Origin of the sequence: Kribbella sp. NPDC056861, from assembly GCF_040687575.1 — a bacterium.
GTDB lineage: Bacteria > Actinomycetota > Actinomycetes > Propionibacteriales > Kribbellaceae > Kribbella.
On the sequence record NZ_JBFBNQ010000003.1, the window covers coordinates 392,587 to 417,442 of the forward strand.

A 24,856-nucleotide genomic window follows, 5' to 3' on the forward strand; every position below is an offset into this window, starting at 1 on the left:
AGAATCAGGCGAGGCCGGCGGCGCTGAGGGCGGCTCGGATGTCGCCTGCTGCGAACGTCCGCAGACCGTACTTCGCTTGCATGTCCATCGGCTTGGAGTCCTTCGACCGGTTCGGCACGTCCGCGGGAATGATCGCCTTGGTGAACCCCAGCCGGGCCGCCTCGGCCAGCCGCTTCTCCAGGCCACCGACCCGGCGCACCTCACCCGCCAGGCCGACCTCGCCGATCGCGATCAGGCCGGGGTGGATCGGCTTGTCCATCACCGAGGAGGCGACCGAGATGGCGACCGCGAGGTCAGCCACCGGCTCGGTGATCTTCACGCCGCCCACGGTCGCGACGTACACCTCCTGGTCGGTCAGCTTCAGCCCGGCGCGGTTGCCCAGCACGGCGAGCACCATCGCGACCCGTTGCGACTCCAGTCCCGACGTCGTACGCCGTGGCTGTGGTGCCGCCGACGGCCCGACCAACGCCTGTACTTCGGCCAGCAGCGGCCGGCGTCCCTCCATCATCACCGTCACGCAGGTGCCCGCGACCGGCTCGGAGTGCTCGGAGACGAACAGCCCGCTCGGGTCGCTCACCTCGACGATCCCGGTGTCGACCATGTCGAAGCAGCCGACCTCGTCGGACGGACCGAACCGGTTCTTCGTCGCGCGCACCATCCGGAAGCCGGAGTGCCGGTCACCGTCGAAGGCGAGCACCACGTCGACCAGGTGCTCGAGCATCCGCGGACCGGCGATCGCGCCGTCCTTGGTGACGTGGCCGACCAGCACGACCGCGATGTTGCGCTCCTTGGCCAGCCGGACCAGGGCGCCGGTCACCTCGCGAACCTGGGTCACACCACCGGGAGCGCCGTCCACCTCGGGATGCGCCATCGTCTGCACCGAGTCGATCACCAGGAACGCCGGATCGACCGCGTCCACCTGACCGACGACCGCACCGAGATCCGTCTCCGCGGCCAGATAGAGCTCATCGACCAACGCATCAGTCCGTCCCGCACGCAGCCGGACCTGAGCCGCGGACTCCTCGCCGGAGACATAGAGCGTCCGATGCCCGCGTCGCGCCGATTGAGCGGCGACCTCGAGCAGCAACGTCGACTTACCAACGCCAGGCTCACCCGCCAGCAGGATCACCGCACCCGGTACGACGCCGCCACCCAGCACCCGATCGAGCTCGCCGATTCCGGTCGGCCGCGACTCCGCCTCGACCGCGGACACCTTGGCGATCGGCATCGCCGGCGACGAGACGGCACCGGCCGTGATCCGGGCAGCCTTCGGCGAACCGACCTCAGCGACCGTGCCCCACGCCTGGCACTCCCCGCAGCGCCCGATCCAGCGCGGCGTCGTCCAGCCGCACTCGCTGCACGCGAACGGCGACTTGCCCGTTTTAGCCCTGGTCGACCCCGTTGCCTTCACCATGCCGCCAACCTAATTCACCCCACCGACAATCCCGAGTCGCCCGTCCACAGGCACTGTTCAGGCCAGCCAGCGGGAGAGTTTGCGGCGCAGCCAATGGGTGGCGCTCCGGTGCGGCGCTTCGTCGGCGACCGCGGGTGGTTCGCCGGATTCGCGGGCCGCTTTCAGATAGCGGGTGAGAATCGGATGAGCGGCGGTGTCGCCGCGCAGTTCCGCGCTTTGTTCGAGGTAGGCACGGGCATTGTCGAGGCGTTTGGCAACCACTTCGGCGGAGCCGAGGTGCTGAAGGCAACGGGCCCGGCCTTCGGGTTCGTCCACCTCGGCATAAAGATGTTCGGCTTGTTGCCACCAGCGTTTGGCTTCTTGAGGACTTCGCTGCATCCAGGCAGCGACGCCGGTCAACTCCAAAGCATGCGCGTGCGCACTGGTGTCACCGGCAACCGATGCCCGGGCCGCGGCCGGCCGGAGCTGGTCCAGGGCACTCTCGGGATCCTGCTGGTAGAGGTGCACGATCGCCAGGTTGATCTGGATCGCCACCTCGCCCGCCAGATCAGGCCCCGGCCGGTTGAGCCGTGCCTCGTCCAGCCGCTCCCGCGCGCTCTGCACGACCTCGTTCCGATCACCACCGGCAGGCATCTGCTCCGCCCGCGCGAGATGCAGCAGCGCTCGCTCCACCTGCCGCCGAGTCGTCAGTGCCGCCGCAGTGCGCCCGTGGGTCGCCACATTGTTCGAATAGCCCAGCCGAGTGCTCGCCGTCTCCAGGTCACCCATCAACCTGTACGCCGTAGCCGCCCGCGCCGCAGCAAGCTCTGCCAGCTCGCGCCGCCCGCATGCCTCGGCAACAGCCGCCAGTACCTCGCTGAGCTTCAGCAGCGCCGCCGCGTCCTGCCGCTGCAGGTACCAAGCCTCCAGTGCATCGCAGATCCGGGCGATGTCGTCAGCGTTCTCGTCCCGAGCCTTCTCCGCGCCAAGCAACTCCCGCAGCCGTGGCTCGTTCTGCTGGAACCACTCCACCGCCGCGAGCCCACCCGCGTCCGACCCCAGCGACACCAGCCACTGCTCGGCCTCCTCTGCGGCGCCGTGCAGCGGGTCGAGCTCCCGGGCCGTCCCGGCCGCCCGCCACTGCCTATACCGGCGCAGCCCAACAGGCGCGTTGTAGATCGCCCAGATCGCGAGCAAGATGATCGTGAGGCTGATCCCCGCCGCCTTGATCCAGCCCGTGCTGTCGATGCTCTGCGACAACTTCTCGCCCGCCAGCCCCGACAGCAGTGCCGCCGCAAGCGCGCTGATCCCCAGCAGGTCCTTGCGCCTGCGCGCCGGCTTACCGGGCTTCTCCGGCTCCTCGGACGTCACGGCTTGCTCCCCACGGTCAGCCCACGCACCACAGTCGGCCAGAACGACACCAGCAACACCGCCGGAACCACAGACGCCACGACAGCCGCAGCAGCCACCGTCCCACTGGCTGCCGAGAACTGCCGAGCCTCACCCCACAACACCAGCGACAGCGGCGTAGTGCCGGGTCCGCTGATCAGGAAGCCGACGATGAAGTCGTTCCACACCAGCGAAAACTCCAACACAGCAACGGCAACCAGCGCAGGCCGATAAGCCCGTTGCACAGTAGCCAGTACTGCGCTCTGCCGCGCCGGCCCCTGCAACGCCTCTGCCACCAACACAGGTGGCGCCGAAGCAAACGCCGACCGCAGCAGCAGTACTGCGAACGGCAACCCCGCAGCCGCGTGCACCAACGCCAACGCCACTCGTGACCCCGCCAACCCAGCCGTGCCGATCGCATCCCGCAGCGGCGCGGCGTACATCTGCACAGGCGTCACCGCGAGCACCACGAACGACGAAGTCACCACACGCCCCAGCCACTGCGGCAACCCACCCCAAGCCACCAGGTAGGCAGTAGGCACAGCAATCACCAGCAGTACTGCGGTAGCGATCGTGGAGATCAGCACAGTCGACAGCAACGCCCGCAACAACCCCGCATTGGCAGCAGCCGCAAACGACTCGAACCCAAGCCCCTCGACCGACCACCACCCACGAAGCCCGGCCTCCCGCGGCGAGTGCAGCGCAGTAGCCACCAGTACGACGGCCGGCAAGATCCAGAACAAGCCCACTGCGAACCCCACCGTCCACCCGATCCGCCGCACTCGCCGCGACGGCCGTGAGCGACCCACGGACGGATCAGCACGGACCACGCGAACAGGCATCGCCCACCGGCGTCGCCGCAACCCGCGGACGCCGATCACCGCGACAGCCGCCACGATGGCGAACAGCACCACCCCGAGCGCCGCAGTACGACCGGCCGGTTCGCCGGTGCCAGTGGCTCGCCACCAGTTGAGGCCGAGGACGTCTGCATCGCCCTGCATCGGTCCCGGCACGACGATGAGCACCAGGTCGAACACCCGCACCGCAGCGATCACCAGGGTCAGGGTCACCACGCCAGTGATCGGTCGGAGCAACGGCAGTTCCAGTGCACGCAGCCGCCGCCACCCAGTCACGCCTTCGGCAGCCACCGTCCGGCTCACGTCATCAGGGATGGCATCCAGGCCGGCCCGGAACAGCGATACGACGTACCCGAGCCAGGTCCAACCGAAGGCGGACACCAACACCAACCAGAACAACCCAGGTCCGAGCCAGACCGGGCTGGAGCCGAACAGCTCGGTCCAGACCGCCGTCACCGTGCCGCGCTCAGGGGTCGCGTCGAAGATCAGCCGGAACGTCACTCCCGACACCAGCACCGAGACCGCGAACGGAATCACCAACGCTGGTTGGAGAAACGTCGACAAGCCTGGCAGCCGGTAGCTGACCAGTGCCAGCAGGAAGCCGACCACGACCAGCGCGAGCGCCACCGCGATCCAGGCCAGACTGTTGGTGACGGCATGCAAGGCAGCCGGGTCGCCCATCACCGCGAAGTTGCCGAGCCCGAAGGATCCGTCCGGCCGCCTGAACGCCGCCACCACGGTCACACCGATCGGGACGAGCAGGAGACAGCTCAGCAGTAGCGCCGGAAGCCCAAGCAGATAAGGGCCTAGCGGTCGCCGAGGCTTGCCGGGCACCGGGCGGCCGCTGATCTCTCGCCCGACGATCTCGAGCGACAGGCCGTTGCTCTGCAGCCCCATCAGCCCTCCACCTTCTTCAGCTGGGCCAGTGCCGCCTCGACGGCCTCCGGTACGACGTCGCTACCGCGCCCGCCGATCCGGACCAGGAAGTCGGTCAGGACTCGCCACAGCCCGTTGATGTCGCCCAGCCGCCCGAGCCGGTCGGACAGGTCGAACTGCAGCGATGCCGTGGGTGCCACCAGTTGCTTAGCCAGCCGGGTCAGCTCGGGGGAGTAGCCGGTAGTGCGCCCGTCGGCCAGGAAGCCACCTGCTGTGATCCACGGGTCGACAGCGGCGGGCGCGGCCAACCGGCGTACGAGGTCGCGGGCGTCGTCGCTGGTCGGCTTGGGCAGCACCATGACGTCGCCACCGACCACTACCGGCGCCGGGCCACCGGGCGACATCGGCGGGAAGGTGAACATGCCGATGTCATCCGGGTCCGTGGCGAAGGAGCGCACCACCGGCTCGGCGAAGTCGGACGCGACGACCATGGCGGCCCGGTGATGCCCGAAGACCTCCACGATCGCGTCGGGGAACTGCTGCACGAGTGAGCGCTCCACACCACCTGCCAGCACTCCAGGTGCCGACCACATGGTCCCCAGGAGCCGCAGAGCCGCAGCAAAGGCAGGCTGCTCGGATGGCCGAGGGTGAGCCGCAGTGGCGAGTGCCTGGTACGCCGACGGCGAGGAGCCCAGCAGCACGTTCTCCAGGAAGTCGGTCAGCACCCAGCCGTCGCCGGCCGCCAGTGCCAGCGGACGGATGCCTGATTCCGACAGTGCACGGTTCACGGCCAGCCACTCACTCCACTGCGTGGGCGGTTGCAGCCCGGCCTTCGCCAGCACCGACGGCCGATACCAGACGGCTGACTTGTTCGCCGTCTTGAACGGCAGCCCGTACGTCGTACCGTCGGCGACCAGCAGTTCGTGCCAGAGCCGGGCCCGGCTGCGATCGGCCAGGTCTTCCGGCATCGATTCCAGATCCTCCCGGTGCTGGGCGACCAGCCCAGGCTGGGGGAGCATCACCAGGTCCGGCCGGCGCGCGGAACGAGGTCCGAAGGCAGTCGAGATGTCATCGCCGAGCGGTACCACCTCCACCGGGTAGTCCAGCCGGCCGAGGTTGTCGAGCACCGAGTGGAAGGCGCGTAGCTCCTGGCCGCTCCAGCTCACGGCGATCCGGACGCTGCGACGGAGGCCGAGGACGTCCGGAGTACTGGAGCAGCCTGCGGCCAGGAGAGCTGCAGAGGCTCCGAGGAAGGCTCGGCGGCTAGTCGGCATGCTGGAATCCCGTAGTACGCGCTGGGTCGGTAGTGATCAGTAGTAGAGCCGGGAACCACAGCTCTGGATTGTCGAAGCGCAGTAGCGATCCCCATGTGGGCAGGCCTGCCGCGTCCTCCAGGACGATCGCAGCAGGGTGGGCACGGAGAGCGCGGGCTACCCCGGCCAGGCGGCGACGGCCGGGTGTGACCTCATAGGGGTAGCGGTCCAGAACGTCTTCCAGGCCGCAGCGGGTCGCAGTAACGCGGCTCTCGTCCTCGGCTGCCCGCCGGGTGACGCGGTGAGTGACCGTGTGGCCGTGGACGACGTTGCCGAGCACCGTGAGATGCGGGAGCAGTCCGCCTTCGGCAGGGACCAGCCGGACCTCGCCACTGCGCTCGACGATCGCGTCGGGCGGCGGCTCCTCGAGCCCACTGATCAGATCGGCCAGCAGGCGAGCGGTAGTTGCATCCTGGACCACCAGCGCTCGTTGCTCGCCACGGAGGAGCCGGAGCCGCCGGGGAATCCCGGGCAGCCCTTCGAGCAGCAGTCCGTCCATCCCGGCCTGGCGCCTCCCACGTAGCTACGAATGCTCACCTTAGAGTCACCAGAGGGTCTCCGCAGCCCCGCGCGTGCCGCGGTTCAGTACGTCTTGCTCCACAGGTTGATCGCGTAGTCGACCTCGACGCCGGTGTGCGCGGCGATGAAGCGCTCGGCGTCGGCCGGCTTGAACTCGATCCGGACCACCGCCTCCAGATCCTCGCGGCGCTCGAACCGCCAGCCCATCTCGAGCGGCGTGCGCTGCCAGCCGCGCGAGATCCAGAACTTCTCCACCTCGTCGGCCTTGATCTTCGGGTAGCCCTCGCGGAACCAGCGCCCGAACGTCGACCGCGAACCGTCGTTGTCGATCACGAACGCGGTCCCGCCCCGGCGCATCACCCGGTCCAGCTCGGCCAGTCCCGGCTCGCAGCCCGGCCCGAAGAAGTACGCCCAGCGTGCGTGCATCACGTCGATGGTCGAGTCGGCGACCGGTACCCGCTGCGCCGTGCCCTTGCGGACCTCGACGTTGCGGAGTTTCTTCGTCCGCAGGTGGGCTGCCTTGGCCAGATCCCCGTGCGGCTCGACCCCGATCACCCGGCCGGCCGTGGTCGCGAACCTCGGCAGGTGGAAGCCGGTCCCGCAGCCCAGATCGAGCACCGTCGCCCCGGCCCAGTCACGGATCGCCCGCATCGCCGGCTCGATCACGCCGTTCGGATCGACGGCCCGGTTCTCCACCTCGTAGACCTCGGGGTGGTGCCAGATGTTGGGACTGGGAATGCCGCCTTCGGCTATGTTCGCCACTCCGTAACCCTAACTGGGAGGCTCTTGTGCCGCGCCGCGACTTCTCCGGACCGGATGACCTGCGAGCGATGCAGGAGCTGGTCCAGCGGATCTATCAGGTGGGGGCACGCTTTCACCTCGGCGACCTCGGCTGGGAGTACAACTCGGTCGCGCCCGAGCGTCAGGCCGGCTGGCGGATCGCGCTGTGGCGGGACGGCGACGAGGTGGTCGGCTGGGGCTGGGTGGAAGGCCAAGATCTGTTGCTGGTCGTCGATCCGGCTCGTCCGGAGGTGGCGGGCGAAGTACTGGATTGGTTCCGCGAGTCGACCTCAGGTGACTCGCTCGGCTGCAGCGTGCTGGAGAGCGAGACACACCTGATCGCCGCGCTGGCCAAGGCCGGTTTCCAGGTCCACGAAGGCGGCCACTTCTACACCCACCACACGATCGCTCTAGCCGACCTCGGTACGCCGGTCGTCCCGGCGGGCTTCACCTTGCGGCACACACGCCCTGACGAGGTGGAGAAGCGAGCCGCAGTGCACCGCGCAGCCTGGTCGGACCTGCGGCCGTCCAAGATGACGGCCGAGGTGATGGGCGCGGTGATGAACACCTGGCCGTACCGGTCCGAGCTCGACTGGGTGGTCGAGGCGCCGAACGGCGAGTTCGCCGCGAGCGCGCTGATCTGGCTGGACGAGAAGAACCGGGTGGGGCTGGTCGAGCCGGTCGGCTGCGCGACGGAGTACCGGCGGCGGGGGTTGGGGCAGGCGGTCAACCTCGGGGCGCTGCATGCGCTGCGGGAGCTGGGCGCGGTCGAGGCGAGGGTGTGTCCGCGTGGCGATGACGAGTACCCGCAGGCGCGCAAGCTCTACCAGAGCATCGGCTTCCGGCCGGGGCTGCGGACGGTCAACTACAGATTGGACTTGTGAGTCCATTTTTGGCTTTCCACACTGAAGCAGCAAGCACTTCGGACGTGGAGGGAACTGATCATGGATCTGCAGTTGGCCGGGAAGAAGGCGCTCGTCACCGGGTCGAGCGCCGGGCTCGGCGCATCGATCGCCCGGCTGCTCGCGGCAGAGGGTGCGAGTGTCGTCGTGCACGGGCGCGACGCGGGCAAGGCCGAGCAGGTGGTGAAGGCGATCGAGGCGGCCGGCGGCCAGGCGACATTCGTACTGGGTGATCTCGGCACCGACGAGGGCGCCGCGCAGGTCGCCGCCGGCGCGGGTGCCGTCGACATCCTCGTCAACAACGCCGGGTACTTCGAACACTCGCGCCGCTGGGACGACCTGGAGGCCGCGGACTGGGCCGCCATCTACAACGTGAACGTGCTGTCCAGCGTCAGGCTGATCAAGCAACTGGTGCCCGGAATGCGCGAGCGGGGTTGGGGCCGGGTGATCCAGATCGGCAGTGTCACCGGCAACCTGCCGCAGGTGACGCAGCCGCACTACGCCGCCAGCAACGCCGCCCGGCACACCCTCGCGGTGGCACTCGCCCGTGAGCTGCGGGAGACCGGCGTGACCTCGAACGCGGTCGCGCCCGGCGGCATCCTGACCGGCACCGCCAAGGAGAACCTGACCGCCCTCGGTCAGGCACAGGGCTGGGGAACGACCTGGGACGAGATCGAGCCGAACCTGGTCCGCGCCCTCGGCCCGAACGACGTCGGCCGGATCGGACGCCCGCACGAGATCGCGGGATCAGTCCTCTACCTGGCCAGCCCGCTGGCCGACTACATCACCGGCAGCATCCTGAAGATCGACGGCGGCTGGTACGACGCTGCCGCCGCCTAAGCGGCCAGCCGGGACAGCTGCAGTTGCCCGATCGCCTGGTCGATGGCCGCCTCCAGATGACGGGTCTGACCGGTCGACAACATGATCGTCACCCCGCCCTGGATGCCGGCCAGCAACGCGGCCGCGGCTTGGTCGACATCGACCGGGCCGAGGTGGCCGTTGGCTTGCAGCGCCTCGATTCCCTCGGCGAGGTGCCGCTGCCAGTCGGCCAGGAGCTGCCGCACGATGGCCTGCGCGCCGGGTGTCTTCCGCCCGACGTGGAAGAACAGTGAGCCCAGCGGGCAGTCGTCGCCGAGTGATCGGTAGCGCTCGATGACGACGTCCCGCCACTCCTGCCAGGCTTCCCAGCTGTCCAGGTTGCTCAGCTGCGGCTGCTGGTCGCTGAGCACCTGATCGGCCTCGTACTGCGCTACTGCCAGCAGCAGTTGGTCCTTGCCGTCAGGGAAGTAGTGGAAGAGCTGACTCTTGCTGGTGTGCGTGTGGGCGCAGATGTCGTCCAGCGTGGTCTCGGGGATGGACCGGACGCGCAGCAGCTCCGCAGTACCGGCCACGATGCGCTGTCTGGTCGCGGCGCCCTTGGGAGTCAGCGCCTTGACCATCAGGCGTCCAGGCGGAAGTAGTGCGACTCCGGCTCGGCATCGGCAGGCCGCTCGTCCGGGCCGAGCAGGCGGAAGCCGTTCTTCTCCAGCACGCGCCGGGAGCCGACGTTGGTCTGCAGCAGGTCCGCCTGGATCGGGCGGTCGGTGATCTCGGTGAGCATCAGCCGCAGCGCGGCCGTGGCGATACCGCGGCCCCAGAACCTTTGGGCGATCCGGTAGCCGATGTGGCGCCCGCTGTCGTCGGTCCAGCTGACCACGTCGCCGGCCATCTCGCCGTCGACCATGATCGCCCGGGTGTCGTTCGCCGGGTTCGCCTCGACCTTGGTCCGGCGGTCGTAGAAGTCCGCTTCCTCCCGGCTGGGCGTTCCGGCCATCGCCGCGCTGGCCGGGTCGTACTGGTTCTCGAACAACGTCGGCAGGTCGTCCGGTGTGATCGCCCGCAGGCTCACCTCGCTCATGAGGCTCACGTTAGCTCGCGGTACCGACACTCTCGCCAGTCGTTTTCCTGGTCGCGACGGTCAGCAGAGCGACCGGGACGAGCAGCAACCCGCACAGTACTGCGAGCCAATGGAAACCCAGCGCGGCTAGAATCGGGCCGGCGCCGGTACCGGCGATCGAGGCGAAGATCCCCATCGTCAGGTCCGAGAGGCCCTGGGCGGACGTACGGATGTCGGTGGGGACAGAGCTGGACAGTAGAGCCGATCCCGCGACCAGGCAGGCCGACCAGCCGAGGCCGAGCAGGACCAGGGCGACGCCGGTCAGCACGTGCGCCTCGCTGGGGGCTAGCGCCGCCACTGCCATCGCGGCAGCCAGTACGGCGATGCCGATGGCAATGGTCGGGATCCGGCCGAGACGGTCGGCGAGGAAGCCCATCACGGGGGAGAGGGCGTACATCCCGGCGACGTGAGCGCTGATCACGAACCCGACGATGGTCAGCGAGGCGCCGTGGTGCCGCAGATGGAGCGAGGTCATCGACATCAAGCCGACCATCACCGCGTGCGCCGACGCGATCGCGAGCAGGCCGAGACGGGCGTGCGGGATGGCGATCAGCGTCTTGAAGGTGACGGCCAGCGGCTGGCGGGCGAGCGTGGTCGGCCGGACGGTGACCTGCTGGAGGCGGCGCAGACCGAACCAGACGGTCGCCAGCGCGAGACTGAAGGCGACGACGGAGAAGACGTAGGGACCGGCGAGCGAGTACACGCCGAGCGACGTACCGACTGAGCCGCCGACGCCGGTCAGGTTAGGGCCGACGATGACGCCGATGGTGGTCGCCCAGACGACCATCGAGAGGGTGCCGGCCACTCGCTTGGGGTCGGCGGCGTCAGTGGCGGCGTACCGGGACTGCAGGTTGGCCGCCGAGCCGCTGCCGAACAGGCAGCCCGCGAAGAGCAGTAGTGCGAGTGAATCGATCTGCGCGGCGACGATGCTGAGCAGCGCGCCGGCCACGGCGATCAGATAGCCGGCAGTGAGCGACGTACGCCGCCCTTGCGCCCGCGCCAGCCGAGCCAGCGGTACTGCGAGAATCGCCGCGCCCAGCGTCGTGGAGGTCGCCACCAGCCCCGACATCGCCGTCGATCCGGAGATGCTCTCGGCCAGCAACCCGGCCACCGCGAACCCGCTGGCCACCGCCACCCCGCCGAGCACATTGCTCACCACGAGCACCCACAGCGTCCCCCGCTGCAACGAAGCGGCAGTAGCCGGTATGACGTCCTGCGGGCCGGTGGATTCGAGTGGAGCGGGGTCGGCGGGCACCTGCCCACCCTCTCACCCGGAAGGTGCTGCGAGCCCGGCCGGCGACGCAGGTAGGGTCGCGGTGAGCGGCTTTATGCTGCCACCCTTCTTTTCTCACTCCCGTTTGCCCTCACCTGGAGTCCGGATGTCCGAACAGATCGCGATCGTCCCCGCCCCCCGAGAGCTCGTCACCGGTGACGGCCACTGGGTCAGCGCCGACCCGGCCGTCGACGCGGTCCGTACCGTCGTGGAGAACCTCGGCGAGACGGAGTACCGGATCGACGTGACCACCGACGGGGCCCGGCTGTCGGCCGGCTCCGAGGAGTCGCTGCGCTATGCCGAGACGACCTACCGGCAGCTGCTCGACGCGGCGGCCGAGGTCGACGGCGGGCTCGCCGTACCGGTGGTGCGGATCGCCGACGCGCCCCGGTTCGGCTGGCGCGGGATGATGCTGGACGTCGCCCGGCACTTCATGCCGAAGGAGTTCGTGCTGCGGGTGATCGACACCATCGCCCTGCACCGGATGAACGTGCTGCACCTGCACCTGACCGACGACCAGGGCTGGCGGGTCCAGATCGACGCCTTCCCCAAGCTGACCGAGATCGGCGGCTGGCGGCCCGAGACCATGGTCGGCAAGATGGAGCACGGCCAGACCGAGTTCAGCTACGACGGCACCCGGCACGGTGGCTTCTACACGAAGGACGATCTGCGCGAGATCGTCGCCTACGCGGCCGAGCGTGGCATCACCGTCGTACCGGAGATCGATCTGCCCGGTCACATGCAGGCGGCCATCGCGGCGTACCCGGAGCTGGGCAACAACCCGGACACGCAGCTCGGCATCCGGCAGGTCTGGGGCATCAGCGACGACGTGCTCAACGTCAACGACACCACCGTCGACTTCGTCCGCACCGTACTGCGTGAGGTGCTCGAACTCTTCCCGGGTCCGTACATCCACCTCGGTGGCGACGAGTGCCCGGACGTCCAGTGGCGTACTTCGGAGGCGGCGCAGGCGCGGCAGGCCGAGCTGGGGCTCACCGACGCCGGGCAGCTGCAGGGCTGGTTCACCGAGCAGGTCTCGGCGGTGCTCACCGAGGACAACCGGCGGCTGGTCGGCTGGGACGAGATGGTCGAGACGGACTGCCCGAAGAGCGCCGTGATCATGGCCTGGCGCGGCCCGGACCGCGGCGAGGTGGCGGCGAAGGCCGGCCACGACGTGGTGATGGCGCCGAACCAGACGGTGTACTTCGACTACTACCAGGGCGACCCGGCGACCGAGCCGCTCGCGATCGGCCACTTCACCCCGCTGGAGAAGGTCTACGACTTCGAGGTGATCCCGCCCGGCCTGACCGCCGAGGAGGAGGCCCGCATCGTCGGCACCCAGTGCCAGGTGTGGACGGAGTACATGGAGGGCCCGGAGCAGGTCGGCTACATGCTGCTGCCCCGGCTGTCCGCCTTCGCCGAGCGGGCCTGGGGCTCCCCGAAGGTCTCCTACGACGAGTTCCTCGGCCGCCTGCGCCCGCACCTGACCCGGATCGAGGCCCTCGGCCTGAACTACCGCCCGCTCGACTAAAGCGGTCCCTGACCTTGCAGATACTGCGGGGATAACTAAAGTCGCCTCAGGCTGTTAGGACGGATAACAGCCTGAGGCGATCTCGTTCGGGGGCGGAGGACAGATGACCGCGGTGGGTCCGCTGGATGCGATGTTCCTGCTCGGCGAGACGCGCGAGCAGGCGATGCACGTCGGCGGCCTGATGCTCTTCGAGCTCCCCGAAGGCGCCCGCGACCAGGTCTTCCCCGACGGCACCCGGGACTACGTCTCGCGGCTGTACGAGGACATCACCCAGAATCAAACGGTCAATCCACTCTTCACCCGCCGGGTCCGCAACCGCGCGCTGGACCTCGGCTACTGGTCCTGGGACCAGGACCGCGACATCGACCTCGAGTACCACGTACGCCTCTCCGGCCTGGCCCGCCCCGGCCGCTTCCGGGAACTCTTCGAGCTCACCAGCCGCCTTCACGGCACCCTGCTCGACCGCCATCGCCCGCTCTGGGAGATGCACCTGATCGAAGGCGTCCAGGGCCGCCGCTTCGCCGTCTACTCCAAGATCCACCACTCCCTGATCGACGGCGTCACCGCGCTCCAGTGGATGCAGAACACCCTCACCGCGGATCCGTTGCAGGACGGCATGCCTGCCACCTACTCACTCCAAGGCATGAATGGGAGTAATCGGACGGAGGTGGAGTCGGCTCCGCGGGGGTTGGTGGGTGGAGTCGGTCGAGCGCTGGCAGATCTGGCCGGCCTTTCGCCGGTCGGACTGAAGAGCGCCCTCCGAGTACTCCGGAACGAACACTCCTCGGTCGCCTTCCAAGCACCACAGACCATCTTCAACCAGCCGATCAGCGCCGCCAGGAGATTCGCCGCGCAGTCCTGGCCGATGGAGCGTCTCGAAAAAGTCCGCGCACTGACCGGCGCGACTCTCAACGACGTCATGCTCGCCATGTGTTCAGGTGCCCTGCGCAACTATCTGCAAGACCTCAACGCCCTTCCCGACAAGGGATTGACGGCGATGGTCCCCGTCTCACTCAGAGCAGCGGACGGCTCCGGCCGAGGCGGCGGCAACTCCCTCGCCACCCTGATCGCCGACCTGGCCACCGACGAGCGCGACCCAGCGATCCGCATCAGCCGGATCATGGCCTCCACCACCTATGGCAAGAGCGTGCTCTCCCAGCTCAGCCCACTCCAGAACCTCATGATCGGTGCCCTGGGTCTCGGCTCGGCCGGCCCCGCCGCCGTCATTCCAGGTCTGGCCGGCCGCACCCCACCGCCGTACAACCTGGTCATCTCCAACATCCCCGGCCCGAGCACCAGCCCCCTGTACTGGAACCGCTCCAGACTCCTCGGCATGTATCCGGCCTCGATCGTCCTCAACGGCCAGGCGCTCAACATCAGCGTCACCAGCTACGACCACCAGCTCCATTTCGGCCTGATCGGCTGCCGTCGCACCGTCCCGCACCTGCAACGCCTCCTCGTCCACCTGGAGACGTCCCTCACCGAACTAGAGCTGCTCTAAGTACCGAGGCTCAATAGCCGTCTCACGATCACCCTCGACATACCAAGCCCGGGCCCCACGCACCACCGACACGGCCTCCCGCAACACCCCGTCGACATAGTGCAGCCCGACGCCGTCCTCGGTCGCGTACCCCGCCGGCAAGACGCCCGAGGCAACCATCTCCCGGTACGCCGTACGCCGCGGCTGGTCCCCGAGATCGTCGTGCACCCCGTTGCTCCACGGCAACCACCCAAGCCCGTTGCTGAAGGCATCCAATTGCCCGCTGAACGAATCAGTCGGCCCGCCGACATGCCAGCACAGACTCCCGGCACTCTGCCCAGCCATCACCACCCCGGCCTGCCAGGCTTCGTGCAGAATCTCCGGCAACCCGTGCGCCCGCCACACCGCCAGCAGGTTCACCACACTGCCGCCACCGACCCACACGACGTCCTGGGCCAGCAGATGCGCGCGCACATCCGGAACGTTCGGCGACGTGAACAACGTCAGCACACTCGCCTCGACCGACGGATCGTTGCCGAAAGCATCCTCGAACCACTGCACCGCCAACGGGTGATCCCCCTCGGCGGTCGGCAGGAAGCAGAACCGAGCCGGCCTGCCGGTCACGCCCGCCAGCGCGACGGCGTACGAGATCAGGTCCCGGGTACGCGATCGATCGCCCTCCAGGATCCCGGAGACGGCGAAGACCTGCGTCGGGCTCACAGCCGGACGATGCCCTCCGCGGTCTGGAAGACAGCGGCGTTCAGGCCGGGCTGACCGTTCGGACCGACCCAGGCGACATCGAGGTCGTCGAGCAGGTGGTCGGCCGGGTGGCCGATCCAGTCGGTCACCCGGGTCGGGTCACCGGCGATCTCCAGCCCGGTCAGCTTGACGCCCTTGCCGCCGACCGACGGGTGCTGGCTCAGGTCGTCCCAGTGGATGAAGAACGGCAGCTGCGGGTCCGCGATCAGACCCTTGACGCCGATCTGCCGCCAGGTCAGGTTGACCCCGTCGGGCCGGTGCCGGTTGCCCGGTACGGCGTCGCGGCCGAGGCGCTGCTCCATCCGCGGCATGTCGCGGACAGCGACCACCCAGCCGAGCCAGCCGCCGCCCAGCTCCTTGCGGGCCCGCACCGCCTGACCGAACGGCGCCTTGTCCGACGACGGGTGGTCGAGCACGTCGACGACCTCGATGAAGCGGTCGTTCTCCAGCGGCAGGATGTGGTTCACCGTGCCGAAGCGCGGGTGCACCCCGCCGTCGACGAACTCCGCGCCGAGCACGGCGGACAGCCGCTCGACCGTTGCCTTGTACCCATCGGGGCCGGCCGCGTAAGACAGATGATCCAGGCGCATGCCGACATTCTGTCCGTCAATCCCTGACGCCGCAGATCCGGGGTGTCGAAGGAAGGTAACCCTAACTACAAAAAGGGAGGGGAGGAGTCAGGAGATCAACGGCAGCGAAGCAGGGTGCGGAAGCAACGGCTTGGCCGCCGCGAGGTGCTGCCGGCAGTACTCCGCGAGCACGTCGTACGCCTTCGGCCCCATCAGCGTCTGCAGCTCGACCTTGCTCGACTCGAAGACCGCCTCGACCGCGATGTGCGCCTCGGTGTTGCCGGTGCAGTACCAGTCCAGGTCGTGCCCGCCCGGCCCCCACCCGCGCCGGTCGTACTCGCCGATCCCGACCTCCGTGTACGACGTCCCGTCCGGCCGCTCGACCTCGCGGAAGGTGCGCCGGATCGGCAGCTGCCAGCAGACGTCGGGCTTCGTCTCGACGAAGTGCACGTCCTTCTGCAGCGCGAGTCCGTGCAGCGCGCAACCGCCGCCGGCCGGGAAGTCGGTCCGGTTCAGGAAGATGCAGGCACCCTCCCAGACCCGGGTCTTGCGATCGCCCTCGTCGTCGGTCTCGACCCAGCCGTTCTTCTTGCCCTCCTTGCGGAACTGCCACTGCTCGTTGGTCAGTTGCTTGACGTAGCCCTTCACCCGGGACTCGTCGTCCTCGTCGGAGAAGTGCGCGCCGAGCGTGCAGCAGCCGTCGTTCGGGCGGCCCTTGTAGATGCCCTGACAACCACCGCCGAAGATGCAGGACCAGTTGGAGGTCAGCCAGGTCAGGTCGCACCGGAACACCTGGGCGGCGTCCTCGGGGTCGACGAACTCGACGTAGGCACGGGCGAAGTCAGGAGATACCTCAGGCACCCCGAAAGCGTACGTCGTCGGGCGCGATACTCGGTCATCGCAACCAGTACTGCTCCGGTGGCGGTGGAATCAAATCTGCGGGAAGACGCTCACGGCCGAATCGGATGAACTCCAGGAGTCCAGTAGCGTGAGGGTATGCGGCTCGGCGTACTAGACGTGGGATCCAACACCGTCCACCTGCTCGTGGTGGACGCACATCGTGGTGCGGCGCCGCTGCCGGCGTACTCGCACAAGACCGAGCTGAAGCTCGCCGAGCACCTGGAGAAGGACGGCCGGATCGCCCAGTCCGGGGCCGACGAGCTGGTCTCGTTCATCTCCGAGGCGGCCGAGCTGGCCGAGGACAAGGGCTGCGAGTCGGTGCTCGCGTTCGCCACCTCGGCGTTGCGGGAGGCCCCGAACGGCGAGAAGGTGCTGGACCGGGTCCGGGCGCAGACCAACGTCGACCTGCAGGTGCTGACCGGTGAGGACGAGGCGCGGCTGACGTTCCTCGCCGTCCGCCGGTGGTTCGGCTGGTCGTCGGGTCGCCTGGCGGTCTTCGACATCGGCGGTGGGTCGCTGGAGATCGCGGCCGGTTCCGACGAGGAGCCGACCGTCGCCGTGTCCGTGCCGCTGGGCGCCGGCCGGCTGACCCGCGAATCGCTGACCCAGGACCCGCCGGACAAGGACGAGGTCAAGGCGCTGCGCAAGCGGATCCGGGTCGAGATGGCAGCGGTCGCGGGCGACGTACTGCGGGCCGGCAAGCCGCAGCGCGCGGTGGCGACCAGCAAGACCTTCCGCTCGCTGGCCCGGATCACCGGCGCGGCTCCGTCCGACGACGGCCCGTACGTACCGCGTTCGCTCAGCCGCGACGGCCTGTCCGAGTGGCTGCCCAAGCTGATCGCGATGACGGCCGCCGAGCGCGCCGAGCTGCCGGCCGTCTCGGCGAGCCGCTCCTCCCAGCTGGTCGCCGGCGCGCTGGTCGCCGACGCGGTGATGGACCTGTTCGACCTGACCTCGCTCGAGGTCTGTCCGTGGGCTCTGCGCGAAGGCGTGATTCTGTCCCGTCTGGACCAGCTGCAGCCCCGATGAACTACCACGAAGGCAAGTCACAATGACCAGCACGACCGCGAAGATCGGCCTGTCCAACGCTTCGGTGTACCCGGAGTCGACCGCCAGCTGTTTCGAACTGGCGGCCCGGCTCGGGTACGACGGCGTCGAGGTGATGGTCGGGATCGACCCGCTGAGCACCCAGATCGACGCGGTCAAGCGGCTGGTCGACTACCACCAGCTGCCGGTGCTGGCGATCCACGCGCCCTGCCTGCTGATCACCCAGCGGGTCTGGGGCACCGAGCCGTGGGGCAAGCTCGAGCGCAGCGCCGAAGCGGCCACCGAGCTGGGTGCCGACGTGGTCGTCGTCCACCCGCCCTTTCGCTGGCAGCGGGACTACGCGCGTGGCTTCGTCGAGGGCATCGCGCGGCTGGAAGCGGAGACCGGCATCATCTTCGCGGTCGAGAACATGTACCCCTGGCGCGCGCCCGGCAAGGGCCTGCAAGCGTACGCGCCGAGCTGGGACCCGACCGAGCAGACCTACGCCCACACCACGCTCGACCTGTCGCACTCCTCGACCGCCGAGCAGGACTGCGTGGAGCTCGCCGCGACGATGGGCAGCACGCTCAAGCACGTTCACCTGACCGACGGCACCGGCTCCGCGAAGGACGAGCACCTGGTCCCCGGCCGCGGCACCCAACGCGCCGCCGATCTCCTGCAGACGCTGGCGAACCAGGACTTCACCGGCCACATCGTGATCGAGATCAACACCCGCCGCTCGACCAGCCGCTCCGAACGCGAGGTCGACCTGATCGAGTCCCTCGACTTCACCCGCAAACACTTCACCCGCACCGCCGACGCTGTCACGTCCCGCCGCTCCGCCTTCGCCGTGACCAGCGACGGCGAGGTGTCGGAGCTCGACCAGTGACAGCCCGTACTCCGGGACGCCGGCCCGGCGGCCCGGACACTCGCGGCGAAATCCTGAAAGCAGCCCGGGAATCCTTTGCCAGCAAGGGTTTTGCGACCACCTCCCTGCGAGCGGTGGCCCGTGAAGCCGGCGTTGATGCCGCTCTCGTGCACCACTACTTCGCCAGCAAGGACGAACTCTTCATCGAGTCGATGGCGCTGCCGATCGACCCACGACAGGTAGCCGCCCGCATCCTGGACGGCCCGACCGACCAACTCGGCCGGCGCGTCATCACCGTCTTCCTGGCCGTCTGGGAATCACCCGACGGCCAGCAACGCATGAAGGCCCTCCTCCGCAGCGTGGTCAGCAGCGACGACGTCGCCCGCACCATGCGCGAAGGGATCGCCCGCCTCATCCTCCAGCCGGTCGGCCAGGCGCTCGGCGTACCGGATGCCGAACTCCGCGTCGCGCTCGTCGCCTCCCAGCTGATGGGCCTGGCCATGATCCGCTACATCGTCGAACTGGAGCCGATCGCCGCCACCGACGTCGCCGACCTGATCGACCGGATGGCGCCGGCGATCCAGCACTACCTCACCGCGTGAACATCCCCACCGACCGCGAGATCCGCGCCCTGCACGCGCAGTACGCGCCGACGAAGGAAGCCTTCGAGGTGGTGTACGAGCACTGCCGGATCGTCTGCGGCCTGGCCGAGCAGGTGATCAAGACCAACAACCTGACGGTGGACGTCGACCTGGTCCGAGCCGGCTGCCTGCTGCACGACCTCGGCGTGCATCGCCTCGACGGTACGGCGTACATCCGCCACGGCATCCTCGGCCACGACCTGCTGCGCGAACTCGGCTTCCCCGAGACGATCGCGCGCTTCTGCTCCCACCACACCGGCGTCGGCCTGACCCGCGAGGACATCGCGTTGCAGGGCCTCCCGATCCCGCCCGGCGACTATCTCGCCGAAACGGTCGAGGAAGAACTGGTGATGTACGCCGACAAGTTCCACAGCAAGAGCAATCCACCCAGGTTCGTCACGGCCGCCGCCTACCAGGCCGCCGTACTGCGTTTCGGCGCCGGCAAGGCAGCGCGCTTCGCCGAGCTCGTCGCCCGCTACGGCGAACCCGACCTGCCTGCCTGACCTCCCTCGATCTGTTGCCAGCAGACTTTCTCCGCGCTAAATTCATCATATGATGAAAAACGCGGTGACTTGCCGGGAGGTCGTGGTGGTGCGCGGGGACCGCGAGGTCCTGCACGGGGTCGGCTTCGACCTCGAGGCCGGTTCGGTGACCGGGCTGCTCGGTCCGTCCGGCTGTGGCAAGACGACTCTGATCCGCTCGATCGCGGGTCTGCAGGCCAAGGTGACCGGCACGGTCGACGTACTCGGCCTGCCCGCCGGCTCGCCCAAGTTGCGCGGCCGGATCGGCTACGTGACCCAGGAGCCCAGCGTGTACGGCGATCTGACCGTCACGGAGAACCTGCGCTTCTTCGCCGCAGTACTGGGTGTCGCCGCCGCCGACGTCGATCGGGTCATCGACGCCGTCGACCTGCGCAGCCACGCCGATGCCCGCGTCGACCGTCTCTCCGGCGGCCAGCGATCGCGCGCCTCACTCGCCGCCGCCCTGCTCGGCAATCCCGAGTTGCTGGTCCTCGACGAGCCCACTGTCGGCCTCGATCCCGTACTGCGCCGCGACCTGTGGGAGCTCTTCCATCGCCTCGCGGCCGACGGCGCGACGCTGCTGGTCTCCAGCCACGTGATGGACGAGGCGATCCGCTGCGACCGGCTGCTGCTGATGCGCGACGGCGACCTGCTCGCCGACGAAACCCCGCAAGCCTTGCTCGAATCGGTCGGCACGGAGGACATCGAGCAGGCGTTCCTCACCTTGATCGACCAGAAGGCAAGTGCCCGATGACCCCGCGCGTGACGTTGGCCGTAGCGGCTCGCGTCGTGGCCCAGTTGCGCCGCGACCACCGCACGGTGGCGATGCTGATCGTGCTGCCGGCGCTGCTGGTCAGCCTGATGTGGTGGATGTTCCACGACTCGCCGAACACCTTCGACCGGATCGGCGGGCCGCTGCTCGCGGTCTTCCCGGCGATCATCATGTTCATCGTGACCTCGGTCGCGACGCTGCGCGAACGCAGTACGGGCACGTTGGCGCGGTTGTTCACGATGCCGATGGGCAAGCTCGACTTCCTGCTCGGCTATGCGCTCGCGTTCGCGCTGATCGCCGTCGTGCAGGCCGCCGTGGTGGTCTCGATCTCCTTGTATGCCTTGGATCTCGACATCCGTGGCGCGGCCTGGCAGCTCGGGGTGGTCGCGGTGCTGGACGGCGTGCTCGGTACTGCGCTCGGTTTGTTCGCGAGTGCTTTCGCGGCGACCGAGTTCCAGGCGGTGCAGATGATGCCGGCGGTGATGATTCCGCAGATTCTGCTGTGTGGACTCTTCGTACCGCGGGAGCAGTTGCCTGAGGTGTTGCATGCCGTCAGCAACGTACTGCCGTTGTCGTACGCCGTGGACGCGGTATCTGGTGTTGCTGGAGGCAACGGATTTGGTGATGGTGCCGGGGTGGATGCGTTGATCGTGGTCGCGTTCATCCTGGCCGCACTCGGGCTGGGCGCGGCGACGCTCAAACGGCGTACGGCCTGACGCAGGCGCCGCGCGGCGGCGTACCGCGTGAGTCAGCTGAGGTGGCGGACGCCTTCCCAGCCGGCGTCGGGGGAGACATCGATCGCGACCCGGCCGTCGGGCCAGCCGATCACCGCGGCCTCGACCTGAGCGGCGGCCGGCGTCGTACCGTCGACGTAGTAGTGCAGGATCCGGTGACCGGCTGCCGTCTCGTGGGCGAGCAGCCGCCCCGAGTCGCCGAGCCGGTCGCTGAGATGGTCCTCGAAGTCGCGCAGGTGACTGAGCGTCTCGTCCAGCGGCAACCCGTCCTCACGAGCAGCCTTGTACGGCACCGAGACAGCAACATGCGTGTCCAGATGCGGCAACTGGACCGATCGCAACGGCACCATCGCCGTCGCCACCAACCGGTGCCCGGCAGCCGTCGTACCCTCCATCAATCGCCAGCTCGGCCCGCCGTCCTCGGCGACATGATCAGCCGCGAAGGCAGCAACAGCCGGCAACAGCTCAGCAATCGGTACTGCGTCCGACGGCCGCTCGACCTGGGTGTCGATCGCGCCGACCCACGTCTCGACCAGCTCCTCACCCAGCACCAGGTCGAGCAGCAGGAACGTGACCCGCTTCTGCAGGTGCTCGGGCAGCTCGCTGAACGTCGGGTGATGCACCCCGACGTGCAGCGCGGCCTCGCGGGTGTCCGCCTCGATCGTGACCAGCGCCGCGTCGATCTGCACCGGCGGCATCCCCTCGAACCGGATGGTGACGTCCGGGGCCGGGCGACGCATGTCGGCGTACTCCCAGGTCTCGTCCGAGGCCGGTGCCGCACGCAGCCAGCGGCGGGCGATCGCTCGGGTGCTGGGATCGCCGGCAGCGGTCACCACCAGGACGTGGGAGGAGTGCAGGCCGGGGCCGAGCTCCCAGTCGAGGCTGCCGTGGATCCGCGCGATGTAGCCCGCCAGTACCTCGGCGGTCGCGTTCGGATCCTGCTTCGCGATCGCGGTCGCCACCGACTCGGCGCCGGTCGCGGTCCACCAGGCCCAGAACTCGCCGATCGGATCACCGCTCGCGACCTTGCGGCGCTTGAACAAAGGCATGCCCGCATCTTCCCCCGGAGCCAGGCCAAGCGGAACGCGACGCCCTCCCCGGGTGAGTTGCGGCCGTCTCGGCGACCGGGGCTTTACGCTGCGTAGATCAGGACCACTCGCCGTACTGGTGTGGTCCTGGCCACACTCCCGGCGAAGATTAGGGAGCGCCAGGTTCAGGCGCGTAGCCTGCTGACACCCCTGAATCTTCGCGCGGCACACCATGGGGCCGGGTGGGACGGGACAACGAGGAGGAACGCAAAGTGCTTCGCCGAGTTCTGCTGGGCGTGTCCCGCAGCCCCCAGATCAAGAAGGCCGTCTCGGCGATGCCGGTGTCCAGCGGCATCGTGGCCCGGTTCGTCGCCGGCGAGACCGCTCCGGAGGCCGTGCTGGCCACCGAGAAGCTGGTCAGCAACGGCCTCAACGTCACCCTCGACCACCTCGGCGAGGACGTCACCGACGTCGCCGCCGCGACCGCCACCGCCGACGCGTACCTCGAGCTGCTCAAGAAGCTCTCCGCGGCCGGCCTGACCGCCAACGCGGAGGTCTCGGTCAAGCTGTCCGCCGTCGGCCAGGCGCTGCCCGGCGACGGCGAGAAGATCGCGCTGGAGAACGCCCGTTCGATCTGCCACGCGGCCCGCAACGCCGGCACCACGGTCACCCTCGACATGGAGGACCACACCACCACCGACTCCACCCTCGGCATCCTGCGCGAACTGCGCCAGGACTTCCCCGAGACCGGCGCCGTCCTGCAGGCCTACCTGCGCCGCACCGAGTCCGACTGCGTCGACCTGGCCCACGCCGGCTCCCGCGTCCGCCTCTGCAAGGGCGCCTACAAGGAGCCTGAGTCGGTCGCCTTCCAGGACAAGCGCGCCGTCGACAAGGCCTACGTCCGCGCCATGAAGGTCCTGATGAACGGCGCCGGCTACCCGATGATCGCCTCCCACGACCCGCGGCTCATCGCCATCGCCGGCTCCCTGGCCGACCGCGCCGGCCGCGAGCGCGGCTCGTACGAGTACCAGATGCTCTTCGGCATCCGCCCCGAGGAGCAGCTCCGTCTCGCCCGCGACGGGCAGACGGTCCGCGTCTACATCCCGTACGGCGAAGACTGGTACGGGTACCTGGTACGCCGGCTCGCCGAGCGACCTGCCAACCTGCAGTTCTTCGCGCGCTCGCTGATCAGCAAGAAGTAATCCCCCGCGCGCCCGCCGCCGGTCGCTCCTCCGTCGCTCCCCGCTCTGGGCGCTCCCACCCACCCGTGGGGGCGCTCCTGCGTCGCGCGGTTCGACCACGGCGGTGGCGCGCCGGGTCAGGTGTTCTACAGGTGGTTGGTTTTCCCCGCGCGGCCTCCGACGCCCGCTCCTTCGTCGCGTGCTCGTTCAGCCGCTCCCGCCCACCCTTGGTAAGCGCTCCTGCGTCGCGCGGTTCGACCACGCTGGTGGTGCGCTGGCCAGGCCACTGCAGGTGTTGCGGCGCACCTCGCACACCCGCACCTCGCACACCCGCGCCTCGCGCGTCCGCGCCTCGCGCGTCCGCGCCTCGCACACCGGGCACCCGCATCGCGACGCTCCCCGTCAGACCGGCAGGAGCAAGCGCCCACTGCGCGATCTTGCCTGCTAGGAAACCCACCTGCCGGTTGCAGCTTGTTGCAACCACTTTCCGGTTCAGACCCCTGAATCGGTCGGTAGGGTGACTCGACATTTGTTGGTGCAATGCCCTCGGGGGGCATCGGGTACTGAGGGAGAAACGTGCAGATGAGAGTTCGTCGTTTTGCGTTGGCAGTGGCTGGGCTGAGCCTGGTCACGGGGGTTTTGGCGGCCAACCAGGCCACCGCGGAAGTGCAGGGCAAGCCCCAGCCGAGCCGTCAGGCGCTGGGGGAGAAGCTAGGGCAGGCGCAGGCACTGGCGGCCGGTGCCTGCTCGGTCGCTGTTGGTGCCGTGACCGCCGCCGGTCAGAACGGTGGCTACCGGATCACCGCGACCAAGCCGGTGACCGCGTCGCCGTACGACCCGTACAAGCTGTTCGGCGTCCGCGCCAGTACGACCTGGTCGGCCTGGCAGGGGGCGGGCACCACCAAGTACTACTCGGGCTTCCTCCTGGTGGGCGGCAGCCTGTACACCGCCGTCGAGTTGTACAAGACCCCGGACGCAGTTCCGGTGGTCAGCTCGAAGCGGCTCGGTACCGGCTGGAGCAGCTTCACTTCCGTGGCGAGCTCGCGCTACCTCAATCCGCAGAACTATGCCGAAGGCATGTTCCTCTACGGCCTGAACACCAACGGCACGCTCTACCGGTACAGCATCAACGGCACGACCGGTCCGGTCTCGGCCGCCGGCAGCGCGCCCGGCTACAAGTCGTTCAAGTTGATCACCATGATCGCGGAGACCCCGACCTACGACACGCTGCTGGGGGTCACCAAGACCGGCGGGATCTACACCATCCACCTGCCCAAGACGGCGCAGCTGAAGGGCACCCTCAAGCTGGTCCGCACCACCGGCTTCGGGTCTTACCACCAGCTGGTCGCCGAGCGCTGCGGCAACAACGGCGGCACGCTGCTCACCGGCTTCAACAACACGGCCAAGACGGCCACCGTGTACGCCGTCAGCAAGGCGAAGGGCACGCAGACCGTCGTCAACACCGTTGGCAGCGTCGCTCTGACGCAGAACGGCACGGTCCACATGCGGTACATCAGCAACACCAACCTCATCGGCGAGTGACGTTGCCCTGAGCACCTGAACTCGTAGTACAGAGCAGAAGCCCAGGTCACCCGACCTGGGCTTCTG

Annotated in this window: 25 protein-coding genes; 12 read left to right on the forward strand and 13 right to left on the reverse strand. The window is 68.7% G+C overall.

Translation table 11 applies throughout. The features are described 5' to 3' along the window. Window positions 1-4: 4 nt before the first annotated feature. The 6 genes from radA to AB0P21_RS15655 form a co-directional block, all read right to left on the reverse strand. A complete protein-coding gene (gene radA, locus AB0P21_RS15630) occupies window positions 5-1,414 on the reverse strand; it encodes a DNA repair protein RadA (RefSeq protein WP_363697147.1) in 1,410 nt (469 codons plus the stop codon). A 57-nt stretch (window positions 1,415-1,471) separates the two neighbouring features. Further along, on the reverse strand, window positions 1,472-2,764 hold the full coding sequence (locus AB0P21_RS15635; RefSeq protein WP_363697149.1) for a hypothetical protein: 1,293 nt from the start codon (window positions 2,762-2,764) through the stop codon (window positions 1,472-1,474). Further along, on the reverse strand, window positions 2,761-4,536 hold the full coding sequence (locus AB0P21_RS15640) for an ABC transporter permease subunit (protein WP_363697151.1): 1,776 nt from the start codon (window positions 4,534-4,536) through the stop codon (window positions 2,761-2,763). The genes AB0P21_RS15635 and AB0P21_RS15640 overlap by 4 nt, the downstream gene beginning before the upstream one ends. Continuing rightward, window positions 4,536-5,789: an ABC transporter substrate-binding protein gene (locus AB0P21_RS15645; protein ID WP_363697152.1), complete on the reverse strand. Its 1,254-nt coding sequence runs from the start codon at window positions 5,787-5,789 to the stop codon at window positions 4,536-4,538. The genes AB0P21_RS15640 and AB0P21_RS15645 overlap by 1 nt, the downstream gene beginning before the upstream one ends. After that, complete coding sequence (locus tag AB0P21_RS15650) at window positions 5,779-6,327, reverse strand: hypothetical protein (RefSeq protein WP_363697153.1); 549 nt, start codon at window positions 6,325-6,327, stop codon at window positions 5,779-5,781. The genes AB0P21_RS15645 and AB0P21_RS15650 overlap by 11 nt, the downstream gene beginning before the upstream one ends. 83 nt (window positions 6,328-6,410) lie before the next feature. Further along, on the reverse strand, window positions 6,411-7,109 hold the full coding sequence (locus AB0P21_RS15655) for a methyltransferase domain-containing protein (protein ID WP_363697155.1): 699 nt from the start codon (window positions 7,107-7,109) through the stop codon (window positions 6,411-6,413). A gap of 26 nt (window positions 7,110-7,135) precedes the next feature. Here AB0P21_RS15655 and AB0P21_RS15660 point away from each other — a divergent pair, with 26 nt between their 5' ends. Both AB0P21_RS15660 and AB0P21_RS15665 read left to right on the forward strand, forming a co-directional pair. Then, window positions 7,136-8,011 carry a GNAT family N-acetyltransferase gene (locus tag AB0P21_RS15660; protein WP_363697157.1) on the forward strand — a complete coding sequence of 292 codons (876 nt, stop codon included), beginning with the start codon at window positions 7,136-7,138 and terminating at the stop codon, window positions 8,009-8,011. Window positions 8,012-8,071: 60 nt separating this feature from the next. Further along, window positions 8,072-8,869, forward strand: a complete 798-nt coding sequence (locus tag AB0P21_RS15665; protein ID WP_363697158.1) for an SDR family NAD(P)-dependent oxidoreductase — start codon at window positions 8,072-8,074, stop codon at window positions 8,867-8,869. Here the strand turns inward: AB0P21_RS15665 and AB0P21_RS15670 are convergent. The 3 genes from AB0P21_RS15670 to AB0P21_RS15680 are packed head-to-tail and all read right to left on the reverse strand — an operon-like array spanning window position 8,866 to window position 11,220. Further along, complete coding sequence (locus AB0P21_RS15670; RefSeq protein WP_363697160.1) at window positions 8,866-9,468, reverse strand: TetR/AcrR family transcriptional regulator; 603 nt, start codon at window positions 9,466-9,468, stop codon at window positions 8,866-8,868. The two genes, AB0P21_RS15665 and AB0P21_RS15670, sit on opposite strands and share 4 nt — an antisense overlap. Beyond that, the gene (locus tag AB0P21_RS15675; protein WP_363697162.1) at window positions 9,468-9,926 is read right to left on the reverse strand and encodes a GNAT family N-acetyltransferase; all 459 of its coding nucleotides are present in this window, start codon (window positions 9,924-9,926) and stop codon (window positions 9,468-9,470) included. The genes AB0P21_RS15670 and AB0P21_RS15675 overlap by 1 nt, the downstream gene beginning before the upstream one ends. Window positions 9,927-9,936: 10 nt before the next feature. After that, window positions 9,937-11,220, reverse strand: coding sequence for an MFS transporter (locus AB0P21_RS15680; RefSeq protein WP_363697163.1), 1,284 nt, complete (start codon window positions 11,218-11,220; stop codon window positions 9,937-9,939). 124 nt (window positions 11,221-11,344) lie between these two features. Between AB0P21_RS15680 and AB0P21_RS15685 the strand changes: the two genes are divergently transcribed. Further along, entirely contained in the window at window positions 11,345-12,769 is a 1,425-nt protein-coding gene (locus AB0P21_RS15685; RefSeq protein ID WP_363697164.1) for a beta-N-acetylhexosaminidase, read from the forward strand. Between the two features lie 103 nt (window positions 12,770-12,872). Beyond that, window positions 12,873-14,270: a wax ester/triacylglycerol synthase family O-acyltransferase gene (locus AB0P21_RS15690; RefSeq protein WP_363697166.1), complete on the forward strand. Its 1,398-nt coding sequence runs from the start codon at window positions 12,873-12,875 to the stop codon at window positions 14,268-14,270. On the opposite strand, the gene AB0P21_RS15695 is transcribed toward AB0P21_RS15690, so the two are convergent. The 3 genes from AB0P21_RS15695 to AB0P21_RS15705 form a co-directional block, all read right to left on the reverse strand. Then, complete coding sequence (locus AB0P21_RS15695) at window positions 14,256-14,969, reverse strand: peptidase E (RefSeq protein ID WP_363697167.1); 714 nt, start codon at window positions 14,967-14,969, stop codon at window positions 14,256-14,258. The genes AB0P21_RS15690 and AB0P21_RS15695 overlap by 15 nt on opposite strands. Continuing rightward, window positions 14,966-15,598, reverse strand: coding sequence for a VOC family protein (locus AB0P21_RS15700; protein WP_363697168.1), 633 nt, complete (start codon window positions 15,596-15,598; stop codon window positions 14,966-14,968). Before AB0P21_RS15700 ends, AB0P21_RS15695 begins: the two co-directional genes overlap by 4 nt. A gap of 87 nt (window positions 15,599-15,685) precedes the next feature. Continuing rightward, window positions 15,686-16,438, reverse strand: a complete 753-nt coding sequence (locus tag AB0P21_RS15705; protein ID WP_363697170.1) for a hypothetical protein — start codon at window positions 16,436-16,438, stop codon at window positions 15,686-15,688. 135 nt (window positions 16,439-16,573) lie between these two features. On the opposite strand from AB0P21_RS15705, the gene AB0P21_RS15710 reads away from it, so the two are divergent. Genes AB0P21_RS15710 through AB0P21_RS15735 form a run of 6 tightly spaced genes read left to right on the forward strand, consistent with a single transcriptional unit; the run spans window position 16,574 to window position 21,021 of the window. Continuing rightward, window positions 16,574-17,506, forward strand: coding sequence for a Ppx/GppA phosphatase family protein (locus tag AB0P21_RS15710; RefSeq protein ID WP_363697172.1), 933 nt, complete (start codon window positions 16,574-16,576; stop codon window positions 17,504-17,506). Window positions 17,507-17,528: 22 nt separating this feature from the next. Continuing rightward, complete coding sequence (locus tag AB0P21_RS15715; RefSeq protein WP_363697173.1) at window positions 17,529-18,392, forward strand: sugar phosphate isomerase/epimerase; 864 nt, start codon at window positions 17,529-17,531, stop codon at window positions 18,390-18,392. Further along, window positions 18,389-18,973, forward strand: a complete 585-nt coding sequence (locus tag AB0P21_RS15720) for a TetR family transcriptional regulator (protein ID WP_363697174.1) — start codon at window positions 18,389-18,391, stop codon at window positions 18,971-18,973. The genes AB0P21_RS15715 and AB0P21_RS15720 overlap by 4 nt, the downstream gene beginning before the upstream one ends. Further along, window positions 18,970-19,515 (forward strand): HDIG domain-containing metalloprotein, encoded by a 546-nt coding sequence (locus AB0P21_RS15725; protein WP_363697175.1) that lies wholly within the window; start codon window positions 18,970-18,972, stop codon window positions 19,513-19,515. The genes AB0P21_RS15720 and AB0P21_RS15725 overlap by 4 nt, the downstream gene beginning before the upstream one ends. 49 nt (window positions 19,516-19,564) lie before the next feature. Continuing rightward, window positions 19,565-20,287 carry an ABC transporter ATP-binding protein gene (locus tag AB0P21_RS15730; protein WP_363697176.1) on the forward strand — a complete coding sequence of 241 codons (723 nt, stop codon included), beginning with the start codon at window positions 19,565-19,567 and terminating at the stop codon, window positions 20,285-20,287. After that, a complete protein-coding gene (locus AB0P21_RS15735; protein WP_363697177.1) occupies window positions 20,284-21,021 on the forward strand; it encodes an ABC transporter permease in 738 nt (245 codons plus the stop codon). Before AB0P21_RS15730 ends, AB0P21_RS15735 begins: the two co-directional genes overlap by 4 nt. 32 nt (window positions 21,022-21,053) lie before the next feature. Here the strand turns inward: AB0P21_RS15735 and AB0P21_RS15740 are convergent, their stop codons facing one another. Beyond that, window positions 21,054-22,088: a DUF695 domain-containing protein gene (locus tag AB0P21_RS15740; protein ID WP_363697178.1), complete on the reverse strand. Its 1,035-nt coding sequence runs from the start codon at window positions 22,086-22,088 to the stop codon at window positions 21,054-21,056. Window positions 22,089-22,339: 251 nt separating this feature from the next. Between AB0P21_RS15740 and AB0P21_RS15745 the strand changes: the two genes are divergently transcribed. Together AB0P21_RS15745 and AB0P21_RS15750 are read left to right on the forward strand one after the other, a co-directional pair. Next, window positions 22,340-23,269 carry a proline dehydrogenase family protein gene (locus tag AB0P21_RS15745; protein ID WP_363697180.1) on the forward strand — a complete coding sequence of 310 codons (930 nt, stop codon included), beginning with the start codon at window positions 22,340-22,342 and terminating at the stop codon, window positions 23,267-23,269. Between the two features lie 561 nt (window positions 23,270-23,830). Beyond that, window positions 23,831-24,790 carry a hypothetical protein gene (locus tag AB0P21_RS15750; RefSeq protein WP_363697181.1) on the forward strand — a complete coding sequence of 320 codons (960 nt, stop codon included), beginning with the start codon at window positions 23,831-23,833 and terminating at the stop codon, window positions 24,788-24,790. The last annotated feature ends 66 nt before the right edge of the window (window positions 24,791-24,856 follow it).